We start from the raw sequence: 13,993 nt of genomic DNA on the forward strand, positions 1-13,993 counted from the left end.
GCGATGGGGTCGCCGCGAGCGATCGGCCAGGGGCTCGTGCGCCTGATCGCGGCCTAGCCATTTGTAAGCGGTGGTTCGGCTGACGCCGAACCGGCAGGACAGCTCAGCGATCGACTGACCGGGCTGCTTGGCCGCCGCCACAAGCTCAGTACGAAGTGACATGGATGAGGTTTCCTTCCAGGGCATGGGCTGGGCCTCGGACCGCCACAACTTGGCGGTCGAGGTGTAAACCATGTCCTGGCACATCTGTTAACCATGTCTCCGGTCCATACACGCCCGCCGGAATGACGATGAGGGAATAGACGGAATCGCTCAAATCACCGAAGTCTTCGCCCCATCCATCGGAATCACCGCACCCGTCACATAACTGGCCAGATCGCCGGCAAGAAACACGGCAACGTTCGCGACCTCGTCCGGCTCCGCCATACGCCCCATCGGGATCTCCGCAACCTGCTCGGCCAAAAGCTCCTCACGCCCACGCCCCGAAGCACGCATCGCCGCCGAGATGCCCTCTTCCACCCGATCGGTACGAGTCATGCCGGGATTGATGACGTTCACCCGCAATCCCTTGTCGGCGTACGCACGGGCATAACCCACCGAGGCGAGCATCAACGCGGCGTTCGCTCCGCCGCCCGCGATATGTATCGGATTGGCCTGCTTTCCGCCCTGGCCGACGATGTTGACGATACTGCCGTGCCCACGCGCCGCCATGCGTTTGATCAGTGGCGCGAGCACATTGAGATAAGTAAAGTACTTGGCGTCCAGCGCACCCTGAAACGCTTCGTGCCCCAGCTCGTCCAGGGGGAAACGTCGCGCGGCTCCCGCGGAGTTCACCAGGACGTCGAGCGGCGCGCCGCTCTCCTCCAGCGAAGCGATCAGTGCCGCGGCGGCCTTGCTGTCGCGCAGGTCCACGGCATGAATATCCATATCGAACCCGGCGCGGCGCAGATCCTCCCTGGCCGCGTGCAGGTTGTCGATGCTCAGGGAAACACCCACGACGCTGGCGCCTTCGGCCGCGAATGCCCTGGCACAGGCCAGGCCGATGCCCTTGCTGGCCCCGGTAACCAGCACCCGCCTGCCCTTAAGACCCGATTCCATGACTCGCCTCGTCGACCGAATAAAGCCCCGATGATGCCCCAAACGTCGCGTATCAACGTTCTGGCGTACTAGCGCATCACACCAGTGACCGCGGCGACCACCCCGTAGGCCATTAGTCATATGGAATTTCACGAAATTCTTGTTGACGACTCAAATTATGGTGTTATAGTTCACTACAACACCGGTCACCCAGACCACTACTGGAGAACAACATGAAAAGCCCGAACTACATCGCCCTGGCAGCCTCCTTCGTTCTCGCCGCCGCCTCGATCGCCGTTTTCCACGAAAGCAGCACGACCGCCGCCCCGCTGACCGAAATCAACGGCACGCACGTCACCGACATGGCACCGATCGTCGTCTACGCCGACACCGGCGCGAACGTCGCCTCCCTCTAACCGCACCACCCGCTTAAAACCGTCATCGGAGTTTCCCCATGAAAGCGCCGAACCTGATAGCCGTCACCGCCTCCCTGCTGATCGCCGGAGCCAGCGTGTTCGTCTTGCGCTCCTTCGATGACCGCATTTCCACACTCGCCGCCGCGCCCGCCATGATCAACGGCGTACGCGTCATCGACCTGGCCCCCGTCACGGTCCGCCCCACCGCCGCAGATGTGCGCGAGGCGACCCGGACGAGCGAGGCAACACTGGATAACGCGGCAGCGGCTATCCGGCGCAACGCCGAGGAGCGCGCGATGGCGCTTCTCGGTTCGCAGCTGGCCATGCCCTACTATTCGTTTGGCAATGTTTTGAGCCGTACGGCCAAGGATTAACTACATGTCCATTACCTGGAACGACAGCGTCCCGATCTACCGTCAACTACGCGAGCGCGTAGTCGCGATGATCCTGGACGGCGCCTTGAGCGAGGGCGACCCGCTGCCGTCGGTACGTCAGGTCGCGGGGGATTTTCAGATCAACCCGTTGACCGTTTCCAAGGCGTATCAGGAGCTGGTGGACGAACAACTGGTTGAAAAACGGAGGGGATTGGGCATGTTCGTCATCGATGGAGCGCGCGAAGCGCTGCTTAAGTCCGAAAGGGAGCGCTTCCTGCGCGAAGAGTGGCCGGCTCTGTTCGCCCGCCTGCAACGCATGGGCCTGGATCTGAAAACCCTGATGCGCGAGGCCTCGGGCTCCGCGGAGGATCAGTCATGAGCGCGGTCATTACCGCCACCGGCCTCACCAAGCGCTACAAGAATTCCCTGGCGCTGGATGGCGCCAGCTTCCAGATCGGCGCCGGACGCATCGTCGGCCTGATCGGTCCGAACGGCGCCGGCAAGACGACCGCGCTGAAGGCCATCCTGGGACTGACCACGTTTACCGGCGAGCTGTCCGTATTGGGACTTGACCCGCGCAAGCAGCGCGACCAGCTGATGGAACAGGTCTGCTTCATCGCCGACGTGGCTGTCCTGCCGCGCTGGATCAAAGTGAAGGACGCCGTCGACTTCGTAGCCAACGTACATCCGCGCTTTGATCGCGCCAAATGCGAGTCCTTCCTGGCCCGCACGAAGCTGCAGCCGGACCAGAAGGTCAAGCAGATGTCCAAGGGCATGATCGTGCAGTTGCACCTTGCCCTGGTCATGGCCATCGATGCCCGCCTGCTGATTCTGGACGAGCCGACGCTGGGCCTGGACATCCTTTATCGCAAGCAGTTCTACCAGAGCCTGCTCGAAGACTATTTCGACGAGAACAAGACGATCGTCGTCACGACCCACCAGGTCGAGGAGATCGAACACATCCTCACCGACCTGATGTTCATCCGCGACGGCAAAATCGTTCTGGATACCGACATGGAAGCCCTGGGCGAACGGTTTACCGAAGTGCTGGTAGGTGCCGAACGGGCAGCCGCGGCACGGGAACTGAAGCCCCTCGACGAACGCCAGGTATTCGGCAAGAGCATTTTCCTGTTCGACAACGTGAGTCGCCCGCAGCTGGAAGAGCTGGGTGAAGTGCGACGGCCGTCGATCGGCGACCTCTTCGTCGCCACCATGAAGGGAACCTACGCATGAAAACCTTCTATTGGCTCGTCAAACGCGAGTTCTGGGAGAACCGGGGCGGCTTCTACCGGGCCCCCCTGATCACCGCCATCGTCTTCCTGGTGCTGAACCTGATGGCCATGGTGGTGGGCGAAGTGATGGGGCGCCGGATGGGCGGCTTCCACTTCACCGGCGAAGTCGACACGCTGAGCCATCTGGACGAACACGGTCTGGCGGTCGCCGGCGCGGCACTGGATGTCACGCTCTATGGTTTCACCGCGCTTATCCTCGCCGTCACCGCCATCGTCGTCTTCTTCTATTGCCTTGGCGCGCTGTACGACGACCGTCGCGATCGCAGCGTCCTGTTCTGGAAATCGTTACCCGTCTCCGACACCAGCACCGTGCTGTCCAAGGTAGCCAGTGCCGCTCTCGTCGCCCCCGTGATCGGTGTGGTGGTCGGTGTCCTTGGTGGCCTGGTCCTGGCCTTGATGGCAACCATCGTCGCAACGCTGCACGGCGTACCGCTCTGGCAATTCCTGGTCGAGGCCCATCCGTTCCGTGTCGCCTTCAACCTGATCTGCCTGATCCCGCTGTACGCACTCTGGGCATTGCCGACGATCGGTTGGCTGCTGCTCTGCTCCGCCTGGGCTCGTAGCAAACCGTTCCTCTGGGCTATCGCTCTCCCGATCGGTGCCGCGGTTGTCGTCCAGTGGTTCGGTCTGATGGGCATCTTCGAACGGTCCGCCCAGTGGTTCTGGGTCAACGTGCCGGGACGCCTGCTGCTCAGCATCATCCCCGGTGGGTGGGTTCGCTACGCAGATAATCTCGATCACCTCGACAAGCAAGACCCGGGTTCGATCCTGAACGCTGTCGGCCTGTCCTACCACTACAGCACGCTGGCTTCGCCGAACGTCTGGGTCGGAGCCATCGCCGGAGCGCTGATGATCGCCGGCGCCATCTGGTTCCGCCGCTGGCGCGAAGACACCTGATCGAACAAAGACGGCTCCCTCGGGAGCCGTCTTTCCATGAGCCGTGAGGAGATCGACATGCTCCGTCGCACGCTTACCGTTCTGTTCGGCATACTGGTCGCGGGCTGCGCGACACATCCGGTCGCAACCAGCCATACCCGCCTGCGCGGCGCCGATCTGGATCGCCGCATCGCGCGACTGATGGAAGCGGCGAACGTGCCCGGCCTTGGCGTGGCGATTATCGAGAACGGCCGCGTCACCAGCGTAAAAGCGTATGGCAAACGCGATGTCGAAAAGGGTTTGCCGCTACAGACCGATACGATCATGTACGCCGCGTCGCTGACCAAGGCCGCATTCGGCTACGCCACGATGACGCTGGTCGACGAGGGGCGGCTCGATCCGGACGGCACGATCGACAAAGACCTGCCCAAACCGCTTCCCTCGTATGAAAAATACGCGGATCTTTCGAACGATCCGCGCTGGAAGTCGCTGACACCGGCCATTCTGCTCAGTCACCGCTCCGGATTCGCGAACTTCCGCTTCTGGCAACCCGGCAAGGATTACGATCCGAACGGCAAACTCCAGTTCTACTTCGATCCCGGAACGCGCTTCGCCTATTCGGGCGAAGGCATCAACCTGCTCCAGTTCGTGCTGGAAAACGGCAAGCACATAGACGTCGATACACTGATGCGCGAACGCCTGTTCGTACGTTTCGACATGCGGCGCACCTCGATGACCTGGCGCGACGCCTTCGCGGCCAACGTGGCTATCGGTTACGACGAGAACGGCAAGGCACTGGGACACAAACAACGCGGCTCCGTGCGGGCAGCTGGCTCGATGGACACGACCGTCGCCGATTACGCGAACCTGCTTGCCGGCATGGTCCGTGGCGAAGGCTTGAGCGATGCGGCGCATAAGCGCTGGTTGACGCCTGCCGTTCGTATCCGGTCGGTGCGGCAATTTCCGACCATCGGCCTGCCCGACTCCAGTGACAACGACGGGATATCGCTGGGCTACGCGCTGGGCGTGGGAACGTTCACGTCGCCGCAGGGCAAGGCGTTCTTCAAGGAAGGACACGATGACGGGACTAACAACGTCGCCGTGTGTATCGAGGGCTCTAAGAACTGCGTACTGCTGATGAGCAATAGCTCGAACGGCGAGAAGATCTTTGCGTATCTCATCGACGATGTACTCGGGAAGACGTGCTTTCCGTGGTACTGGGACAGTTACATTCCGTACGATCATCCGGAGTGGCGGACGGCGAAGCCTGTGGTGAATGCGCATCCGGCTTGCACGTTGTAGAGCCTTACCGGACGGAGTCGCGAAAACCGTTCGCATCGCACTGGGTTCCTGCCTGCGCAGGAACCCAGTGCGGCGCAATAGATTTCAGCGATACGGCCAGTTCACGCTTTCAGCGCGCAATACCCTCAATCAACCGCCACCGCCGCCACCCCCATGAATCCCACCCTTCGTCAACGCCATGGGATCGAGCAACGCAGCCAGCTCACCTTTCGATAGCCCCGTCGTCTCCAGCGCCACATCCAGAATCGGCCGTTTTTCCTTATAGGCCTGCTTCGCCGTCGCCGCGCCCTTCTCGTACCCGATCACCGGATTGAGCGCCGTCACCAGGATCGGATTCTTATCCAGCGCCTCGCGGATATGATCCGTATTCACTTTGAATCCAGCGATCGCCTTATCCGCGAGCAACGTCGTAACGTTGGCCAGGATCTCGATCGACTGAAGCAGGTTGTACGCGATCACCGGCAGCATCACGTTCAACTGGAAATTGCCCGACTGACCGGCCACGGCGATGGTCGCGTCGTTGCCGATGACCTGCGCGGCGACCATGGCGGCGGCCTCGGGGATCACGGGGTTCACCTTGCCAGGCATGATCGACGAACCCGGCTGCAACGCCGGCAGCTCGATCTCGCCCAGCCCAGCCAGCGGACCGGAATTCATCCAGCGCAGGTCGTTCGAAATTTTCATCACGGCCACGGCCAGTGCACGCAATTGGCCCGATAGCTCGACCGGTGCATCCTGCGCGGCCATGCCTGCGAAATAATTGTCGGACGATTCGAATTTCACGCCGGTCAGTTTCGAAAGCTCGACGGCCACGGCCGGCCCGAATTTCGGATCGGCGTTGATACCCGTACCGACGGCAGTGCCGCCCTGTGGCAGGCGGCGCGTACGCTTCAGCGTGTCGACAATGCGTTCCGATGCGGCGGCGATCTGGGCGGACCAGCCGGAAAGCTCCTGGCCAAACGTGATCGGCATGGCATCCATCAGATGCGTGCGCCCGGTCTTGGCCACCTTCTTCAACTCGCGGGCGCGCTTGTCGATCGTCTTGCCGAGGTGCTTCAGCGCCGGCAGCAGTTTCTCGTGCGTCGCCAGCGTCGCGCTGACGAGGATCGCGGTGGGAATGACATCGTTGGAACTCTGGCCCGCGTTGACGTGATCGTTCGGATGAACTTTCGAACCGGCGAGTGCGGCGAGGTGCGCGATGACCTCATTGGCGTTCATGTTGGAACTGGTCCCCGACCCGGTCTGGAAGACGTCGATGGGGAACTGGTTGTCGACCTCGCCCGAGGCCACCCGCTCGGCGGCGGCACGGATGGCCTTCGCCTCGCCTTTTTTCAGCTGCCCGAGCTTCACGTTGGCCTCGGCGGCGGCCGCCTTGATCAGGCCCAGTGCGCGGATGAACTCGCGAGGCATGGTGAGCCCCGAGACCGGGAAATTGTCGACAGCGCGCTGGGTCTGCGCGCCATACAGGGCGCTGGCAGGCACTTTCAGCTCGCCCATGCTGTCGCGTTCGGTACGGTACTTGGTCATGCGGGGACACTCCGTGCACACGTGGGGTAGACCCGTATTAGGTGGCGGCAAGCCGCTCGGAGGCAAGGGCCGGTCCGGGCCTGCCCGGCCGCTCACGCTATAATCGGCGCTTTCGTCCCACCCGCAGCCCAGGAACCGCCCGAATGTCCCACGCCACGCTGACCGCTCTTTCGCCCCTGGACGGCCGTTACGCCGCCAAGGCCGGTCCGCTCCGTCCGATCTTCAGCGAGTTCGGTCTCATGCACCGCCGCGTGCACGTCGAAATCCACTGGCTGCTGGCACTGGCGGCCCACCCGGGCATCGTCGAACTGCCCGATTTCCCGGCCGAAGCCGTGGCGCGCCTGACCGCCATCGCCGATGGTTTCAGCGTGGACGACGGCGAACGCATCAAGGAAATCGAGGCGACGACGAATCACGACGTCAAAGCCGTCGAGTACTTCATCAAAGAGCGCATCGGCAACGAACCGGCACTCGCCCAGGCGAAGGAATTCGTCCACTTCGCGTGCACCAGCGAAGACATCAACAATCTCGCGTACTCGCTGATGCTGCGCGATGCGCGTCAGGACGTATTGCTTCCCGCTCTGGATGCGCTCATCGCCAGGCTGCGCGAACTGGCGCACACGCATGCCGGACTTTCGCTGCTTTCGCGTACGCACGGCCAGACCGCGTCGCCAAGCACGATGGGCAAGGAACTGGCCAACGTCGTCGCCCGTCTGGAGCGCCAGCGTCGCCAGTTCGTCGCCATCGACATTCCGGGCAAGATCAACGGCGCCGTCGGCAACTACAACGCGCATGTCATCTCGTATCCGGACGTCGACTGGCCGGTACTGGCGGATCGTTTCGTCACCGGTCTCGGCCTGACATTCAATCCGTATACGACCCAGATCGAGCCGCACGATGGCATCGCGGAATTCGCGGACGTACTGCGTCGCGTGAACATCATCCTGATCGATCTCTCCCGCGACATCTGGGGTTACATCTCGCTCGGCTACTTCAAGCAGGCCCTGAAGGCCGGCGAAGTCGGTTCGTCGACGATGCCGCACAAGGTCAACCCCATCGACTTCGAGAACGCCGAAGGCAACTTCGGTCTGGCCAATGCCCTGCTCGGTCACTTCGCCGAAAAGCTGCCTATCAGCCGCTGGCAGCGCGATCTCACCGACTCCACGGTGTTGCGCGCACTGGGTACGGCCTTCGGCCATACGCTGGTTGCCGTCGAGTCGCTGCAGAAGGGCCTTGGCAAGCTCAACGCGAACCCCGAGCGCATCGCGGCCGATCTGGACGCCAGCTGGGAAGTGCTGGCCGAAGCCGTGCAGACGGTCATGCGTCGCTATGGCTTGCCCGAGCCGTACGAACAGCTGAAAGCGCTCACACGTGGTCAGGGTATTACGCGCGATTCGATGCGCGCGTTTATTGCCGGGCTCGACATGCCAGCCGATGCGAAGCAGCGGTTGCTCGACCTGACGCCGGGTAGCTATATCGGTCTGGCCAACGTTCTGGCGAAGAACGTCTAAACGGCATGGCCTGCACGTTACAACGGCGAGGAATATTCCTCGCCGTTGTAACGGTCAAGACGCCTTTTTCGCACGCGTACGCGCCGCTTTCTTCGCGGCTGCCGAACGCCCCGCCGCACCCTTCGTATGCGCAGCCTTCTTCGCCGCAGCCGAACGGCTCGCCGCCGGACGTTTCGCCGCACTCTTGCGTGCCTGCGCCGACAGTGCCCGTTTGGACGCCGCGGCGTGGCCTTCTTTCTTCAATGCCGTCTTCGTCGCACGCGAACGCGTCGTCGACTTCTTCGCCGCCGTACCCGACGAACGCTTCCGCGCCGCCCTGGTATCGGACGCTGCTTTCTTCTTCGTAGCCGTGCTCGCGGACTTTCCCGCGCCGATCTTCACACCGGCGCGGCGCGCCTTCGAAAGACCGATCGCGATGGCTTGCTTCGCCGACCGGGCACCGTGTTTGCCCTCGCGAATATGTTCGATTTCCTCGTGAACGAATTCACCCGCCTGAGTAGACGGAGCCTTGCCCCGACGCTTGTCCTCGCGGGCTTTGGCGATGGTTTTCTTCTCGGGCATGGCAACGTCTCCGGTGATATCGACGATGCCCGAGACTGCACGCAACTATGTGATACCTATGTCGCGATCAGGTCACGCGACACCACACACTTGCAGCACCAGCCAGACGTTCGCGCCCGAAATCGCCGCGAAGAGTAGCCACGCGCAAACCGATACAAACCGCGTATTGACGAAGCTGCCCATAAGCAGGCGGTCGTCCGTGCATCGAATCAGCGGATACATCGCGAACGGCAGTTGCAGGCTCAACACCACCTGACTGGCCACGAGCAGTTGCCCCACCGCCCGGTCGCCCAGCAGCATCACGCCGATGAAGGCCGGCACGATCGCCAGGCCGCGCGTGATCAGCCGACGCTGCCAACAGGGAATCTTCAGACGCAGGAATCCGTCCATGATCACCTGCCCGGCAATCGTTCCGGTGAACGTCGAGCTCTGGCCCGACGCGAAGAGTCCTATCGCGAAAATTACCGCTGCCGCTGTGGTGCCCGCGATCGGTGCGAGCAGCTGGTATGCGTCGCTGATGTCGGCCACGTCGTTGCGCCCGGTGGAATGAAAAGCGGCGCCGGCCAGGATGAGGATGGCCGCGTTGATCGTCAGTGCGATCAGAAGAGACACGACCGTATCCACGCGGGTCAGCCGGATCGCCCGGCGCCGACCTGAATCGCCCGCTCCGATCACACGTGTCTGGACGATCGACGAGTGCAGGTACAGGTTGTGCGGCATGATCGTGGCGCCAAGGATGCCGATGGCCAGATACAGCGGCTCGCGCGACGAGAGCGCATGGAGCGACGGCACGAAACCCGCAGCGACATCCGGCCAGTTCGGCCGGATAAGCAGCAGTTCGACCAGGAAGCAGATCGCGATCGTACCGACCAACCCGAGGATGATCGCCTCGATGCGCCTGAATCCCCTGCCCTGCAATCCCAGAACGATGAACGTATCCAGCGCGGTCAAGGCCACGCCGACCGGCAACGACACGCCGAACAGAAGATGGAATGCGAGCGCGCTGCCGAGCACCTCGGCCAGATCGCAGGCAACAATCGATATTTCGGCCAGCACCCATTGCGCACGGCCCACGGCCGGCGAGTAGCGTTCGCTGGAAAGTCGCGCGAGATCCTTGCCGGTAGCAATACCCAGGCGCGCGGCCAGACACTGGAGCACGATAGCCGCCAGGCTGGACAATACGACGACGAACAACAGCTGGTAACCGTAACGTGAACCGGCCTCGATATCGGTGGCCCAGTTGCCCGGGTCCATATAACCCACGGCGACCAGCAGACCGGGCCCGACAAATCGGGAAAGCTGCTTCCAGAACGGCGCATCCGGCGACACGACGACCGAACCGGCCACCTCGGAAGGACAGAACGGCGCCGTGGCGGTCTTGGGCAAACGGTACATGGGGCGGGCTTATCCACGAAGAACGAAGGCGAGCGGCTCGCTCGCGTCTCATGCTACCCAAGAATCCGCAGCACTGTCGCCGATATCCGGTTCAGGAAGTCGCCGCGCAACGAACGATCGGATGCACTCAGTGACGGACGCCGGCACAGACGCTTCACGGAGAGACTATGCACACGGCGCGGTAATCGTACTGTCTGCAATACCGCAGATTCGAGGAGACACACGATGGACAAGAATCGTACCGAAGGCATGAAACACGAAGTAAAAGGCGCCATCAAGGAAGGTGTGGGCAAGGTGACGGGCAATACCGCGAAGCAGGTTGCAGGCAACATCGAGAAGAACGCGGGCAAGATGCAGAACGAACACGGCAAGCTTGCGGATGCCGCCCGCCAGGCAGATAAACGTTCCCATCATTGATCCATTGTCATGAGGGGGCGCTTCGTGGCGCCCCTTCGGCGTCCGTATTCCCGTATCGGCGGATGAGGCATTCATCCGCGGATACGCTAGTACGGCGTACCTTCCGCACGCTGTCGCTTCAGGGCCCGGGCATACCACTCAAGTTCGTCGAGGAAGCGGCCGAGCGAGCGGCTAAGCCGCTCGTCGGTCGGCACGCCCTGCTCGTCCAACGCATGGCCGATACGCGGAACGGGACACGTACTGGAGATACTCGGCATCCCGAGCTCTGCGACTGTCTCCCGCAGCGCGAAAGCCGCGCGTACGCCACCGAACTGGCCGGCGGAATATGAAACGATGCCCGAGGGCCGCCAGAAATACTCTTCCAGAAAATGATCGAGCAGATTCTTCAGCGCGGGCGGTATACCGTGGTTGTACTCGGCGGTGACGATAACGAACGCATCGACACGCCGATACAGTGTCGCTAGTGTTTCCAGCACCTCGGGTGCCTCGCCACTGGCGTATTCTTTGTACATCCGGTCCAGCAGCGGCAGGCGAACCACCATGGGATCGACAAGGACCGCTTCGTGGCCTCGCGCTTCCAGTGCGTTCACCGCCATGCGCGCGGCGCGTATACCCATCCTTTCCTGCCGGACGGAACCCAGCAGTACGGCAAAGGACAACGACTTCGATTCGGTCATGGAGAATTCCCCAGGCGTGACGTGCATGATACGTGACGGCAGCCATGCCTACGGCGCACTAACAAGCACCTGCCGTTTCGTTGACCGATGGCCTGCAATGCTCCGACTCAACTCCGAAGGCAAGGCTCTATGAACCGCACGCGCTTCCTCGCTCTGATCGCGCTCATCGTCGCCATGGTGGCGATCATGATCGTGGGCGCCATTCGCAATGGCGGTTCGTCGGGCGACGACGCGCCCGATCAGGGCGCGACGCAACATGCCACGCCTTCGCCGCAACGCTGACGATCAGGCTTCGGCGGGTTCGGGAGTATCCGCGGTCCACGTGTCCGTCGCCTGCGTGGCCCGCTGCACGGCCACCAGCCAGTCCACACCGTAGCGCATGACAAAGGGCGCAACCGTGCCCGGAACGAAGCCGTCCGGCCAGGGCGCTGCGACAGTCGATTCGGTATCGCCAGATAAAACCGGTATTGCGATGGCCAAAATCTGGCCCCCCGTTGATAGTCCCTGTTGCCTTAGTAAGCGAAAAAAGCGGCAACGTCAACGGTATCTACGTGACACCTCGCGTGTATTCGACCATGGCGGCAGCCAGGTGATCGAACATCAGACGCGTGCGCAGACTCCGGCGAAGGTCCTCATGCATCGTCACCCAGGTATCCAGACCGATGTCGACCTGCGCCGGAAGCAGCCGGACCAGGTTCGCATCGCGGCGAGCCAGCGCGACCTGGCAGATACCGATGCCGTAACCCGCACGGATCGCCGCCAGCGCGGCCAGATCGCTGTCCGTGCGTAACGCGAAGTCGTCGCGCGAATACGCCATGCCTTCGGGACGAAGCGCCCGGACATAAGGCTGCTCTTCGTCGTAGCCGATCAGCGTATGGGTGGCCAGTTCGCCGAGGTCGCGAGGCGTGCCGTGTGTTTCAAGATAGCGGCGATGCGCATGCAGGCCCAGCTTCACGGCACCGACATGCCGCGCCACGAGTGCATCCTGCGAGGGACGCACCATACGGATGGCGATATCGGCATCGCGACGAAGCAGATCCTCCGTGCGGTTGGATAGCGACAACTCCACCACGATGCCCGGATGACGTTCGCGAAACGGTACCAGCATCGCCGGCAGTACTTCGCCGCCGATTATTTCGCTTGCGGTAATCCTGACCACGCCTTGCGGGTCGGTCCGTCCTCCGGACGCCGCACGGTGTAGAGACGCCGATGCGGCAGCCATGGCCTCGGCATGCGGAAGCAGTTCGTCCGCGACGTCTGTCGGCACTAACCCTTGCGGCGATCGCGCGAATAGCGATACGCCCAGCGCCGCTTCGAGCTCGCGGACGTGCCGACCGAGACTCGGCTGGGTCATACCGAGCGACCGCGCTGCTCCGGACAGGCTCCCCTCGCGCATCACGGCGAGAAAGGAGCGAAGCAGTTCCCAGCTGGGTTCGGTATCGGCCATGCAAAAACGTATAGCAGCTCTTAGCCCATAGGCAATTCTTTTTATGCAGGCGAGAGCTCACGATGAGTCCGTCTACTCAACGGGATCGACCATGAACGCGAACGGCAAGACGGTACTGGTACTGGGTGCGACCGGCGGCGTAGGTGGCGAGGCGGCGCGGGCGCTGCTCCGGCATGGTTGGACCGTGCGGGCGTTGACCCGGACCCTCCGCGAGAACGACGGGAGCGGTATCGACTGGCGCCAGGGCGATGCGATGAATGCCGACGACGTGCTACGTGCCGCCGAAGGCGTGGCCGTCATCGTCCATGCGGTCAATCCGCCCGGCTACCGCGGCTGGAATCGCCTGGTGCTGCCGATGCTCGACCATACGATCGCCGCAGCGCGCGCCGTCGGCGCGCGCATCGTCCTGCCGGGCACCGTGTACAACTACGGCGACGATGCCTTTCCGGTGCTGACCGAGGCATCGCCCCAGCACGCCCGCACGCACAAGGGCCAAATCCGTGTCGCCATGGAGCAACGCCTCGCCGACGCGGCCCGCGATGGCACGCCCGTGCTGATCCTCCGCTGCGGCGACTTCTTCGGTCCGCGCGCAGCCAACAACTGGTTCACCCAGGGACTGGTCAAACCGGGCCAGCCTTTGCGCACGGTGACCTACCCGGGTCCACGCCAGCTGGCCCATAGCTGGGCCTATCTGCCCGACGTCGGCGAAACCATGGCGCGGCTCCTCGATCGCGAACGCGACCTGGCCACGTTCGATGCGTTTCATTTCGAAGGACACTACATAACGGGCGACGAACTGGTGGATGCGATCCGTCGCGCTGCGAACGCGCCCGATCTTCGCGTACGCGCCTTTCCCTGGCCGCTGATCGTACTGGCGTCGCCCTTTGTCGAAACGCTGCGCGAGCTGCGTCCCATGCGCTATCTGTGGAAAACGCCACTACGCCTGGACGGCCACAAGCTGCATGCGTTCCTCGACGACGTGCCGCACACTGGCATCGATGAGGCATTGCGCGCGACGCTGGCTTCAATGGATGTCGGAATCGTGCAGGAGCGCGCTTGAGCGCGCTCCTGCAAAAAGCCAAAATTGCCGGCCGCCCCATGGGCGGCCGGCTTGGGACCCA

17 protein-coding genes are annotated in these 13,993 nt (G+C 62.8%); 10 read left to right on the forward strand and 7 right to left on the reverse strand.

Annotated elements, in window-relative coordinates; genetic code table 11:
- Together EC912_RS19855 and EC912_RS08445 are read right to left on the reverse strand one after the other, a co-directional pair.
- Window positions 1-246 (reverse strand): helix-turn-helix domain-containing protein (locus EC912_RS19855; RefSeq protein WP_132142908.1); only part of this gene is annotated, 246 nt, incomplete at its 3' end.
- Between the two features lie 66 nt (window positions 247-312).
- The gene (locus EC912_RS08445; protein WP_132142910.1) at window positions 313-1,098 is read right to left on the reverse strand and encodes an SDR family NAD(P)-dependent oxidoreductase; all 786 of its coding nucleotides are present in this window, start codon (window positions 1,096-1,098) and stop codon (window positions 313-315) included.
- A 212-nt stretch (window positions 1,099-1,310) separates the two neighbouring features.
- On the opposite strand from EC912_RS08445, the gene EC912_RS08450 reads away from it, so the two are divergent.
- Genes EC912_RS08450 through EC912_RS08475 form a run of 6 tightly spaced genes read left to right on the forward strand, consistent with a single transcriptional unit; the run spans window position 1,311 to window position 5,337 of the window.
- Window positions 1,311-1,493 (forward strand): hypothetical protein, encoded by a 183-nt coding sequence (locus tag EC912_RS08450; protein WP_132142912.1) that lies wholly within the window; start codon window positions 1,311-1,313, stop codon window positions 1,491-1,493.
- Window positions 1,494-1,531: 38 nt separating this feature from the next.
- Window positions 1,532-1,867 carry a hypothetical protein gene (locus EC912_RS08455; RefSeq protein ID WP_132142914.1) on the forward strand — a complete coding sequence of 112 codons (336 nt, stop codon included), beginning with the start codon at window positions 1,532-1,534 and terminating at the stop codon, window positions 1,865-1,867.
- A 4-nt stretch (window positions 1,868-1,871) separates the two neighbouring features.
- Window positions 1,872-2,246, forward strand: coding sequence for a GntR family transcriptional regulator (locus EC912_RS08460; RefSeq protein WP_132142916.1), 375 nt, complete (start codon window positions 1,872-1,874; stop codon window positions 2,244-2,246).
- A complete protein-coding gene (locus EC912_RS08465; RefSeq protein WP_132142918.1) occupies window positions 2,243-3,100 on the forward strand; it encodes an ABC transporter ATP-binding protein in 858 nt (285 codons plus the stop codon). Before EC912_RS08460 ends, EC912_RS08465 begins: the two co-directional genes overlap by 4 nt.
- Complete coding sequence (locus EC912_RS08470) at window positions 3,097-4,056, forward strand: hypothetical protein (RefSeq protein WP_132142920.1); 960 nt, start codon at window positions 3,097-3,099, stop codon at window positions 4,054-4,056. Before EC912_RS08465 ends, EC912_RS08470 begins: the two co-directional genes overlap by 4 nt.
- A 57-nt stretch (window positions 4,057-4,113) precedes the next feature.
- Window positions 4,114-5,337, forward strand: a complete 1,224-nt coding sequence (locus tag EC912_RS08475) for a serine hydrolase domain-containing protein (protein WP_165973543.1) — start codon at window positions 4,114-4,116, stop codon at window positions 5,335-5,337.
- 129 nt (window positions 5,338-5,466) lie between these two features.
- Here the strand turns inward: EC912_RS08475 and EC912_RS08480 are convergent, their stop codons facing one another.
- Complete coding sequence (locus EC912_RS08480) at window positions 5,467-6,864, reverse strand: class II fumarate hydratase (protein ID WP_132142925.1); 1,398 nt, start codon at window positions 6,862-6,864, stop codon at window positions 5,467-5,469.
- 143 nt (window positions 6,865-7,007) lie between these two features.
- Here EC912_RS08480 and purB point away from each other — a divergent pair, with 143 nt between their 5' ends.
- Complete coding sequence (purB, locus tag EC912_RS08485) at window positions 7,008-8,375, forward strand: adenylosuccinate lyase (protein ID WP_132142928.1); 1,368 nt, start codon at window positions 7,008-7,010, stop codon at window positions 8,373-8,375.
- A gap of 54 nt (window positions 8,376-8,429) precedes the next feature.
- Here purB and EC912_RS08490 read toward each other — a convergent pair whose 3' ends face one another.
- Window positions 8,430-8,936: a ku family containing domain-containing protein gene (locus EC912_RS08490; RefSeq protein WP_132142930.1), complete on the reverse strand. Its 507-nt coding sequence runs from the start codon at window positions 8,934-8,936 to the stop codon at window positions 8,430-8,432.
- Between the two features lie 72 nt (window positions 8,937-9,008).
- Window positions 9,009-10,331, reverse strand: coding sequence for an Nramp family divalent metal transporter (locus tag EC912_RS08495; RefSeq protein ID WP_132142932.1), 1,323 nt, complete (start codon window positions 10,329-10,331; stop codon window positions 9,009-9,011).
- 225 nt (window positions 10,332-10,556) lie between these two features.
- Between EC912_RS08495 and EC912_RS08500 the strand changes: the two genes are divergently transcribed.
- A complete protein-coding gene (locus EC912_RS08500) occupies window positions 10,557-10,748 on the forward strand; it encodes a CsbD family protein (RefSeq protein ID WP_132142934.1) in 192 nt (63 codons plus the stop codon).
- Between the two features lie 86 nt (window positions 10,749-10,834).
- Here EC912_RS08500 and EC912_RS08505 read toward each other — a convergent pair whose 3' ends face one another.
- Window positions 10,835-11,425 (reverse strand): NADPH-dependent FMN reductase, encoded by a 591-nt coding sequence (locus EC912_RS08505; protein ID WP_132142936.1) that lies wholly within the window; start codon window positions 11,423-11,425, stop codon window positions 10,835-10,837.
- 129 nt (window positions 11,426-11,554) lie between these two features.
- Here EC912_RS08505 and EC912_RS19375 point away from each other — a divergent pair, with 129 nt between their 5' ends.
- A complete protein-coding gene (locus EC912_RS19375) occupies window positions 11,555-11,707 on the forward strand; it encodes a hypothetical protein (RefSeq protein ID WP_165973544.1) in 153 nt (50 codons plus the stop codon).
- A gap of 265 nt (window positions 11,708-11,972) precedes the next feature.
- Here the strand turns inward: EC912_RS19375 and EC912_RS08510 are convergent, their stop codons facing one another.
- A complete protein-coding gene (locus EC912_RS08510; protein ID WP_132142938.1) occupies window positions 11,973-12,872 on the reverse strand; it encodes a LysR family transcriptional regulator in 900 nt (299 codons plus the stop codon).
- Between the two features lie 91 nt (window positions 12,873-12,963).
- On the opposite strand from EC912_RS08510, the gene EC912_RS08515 reads away from it, so the two are divergent.
- Window positions 12,964-13,932, forward strand: a complete 969-nt coding sequence (locus tag EC912_RS08515) for an NAD-dependent epimerase/dehydratase family protein (protein WP_132142940.1) — start codon at window positions 12,964-12,966, stop codon at window positions 13,930-13,932.
- Window positions 13,933-13,993: the final 61 nt, after the last annotated feature.

The sequence above is a fragment of the Luteibacter rhizovicinus genome, assembly GCF_004342265.1.
Lineage (GTDB): Bacteria > Pseudomonadota > Gammaproteobacteria > Xanthomonadales > Rhodanobacteraceae > Luteibacter > Luteibacter rhizovicinus_B.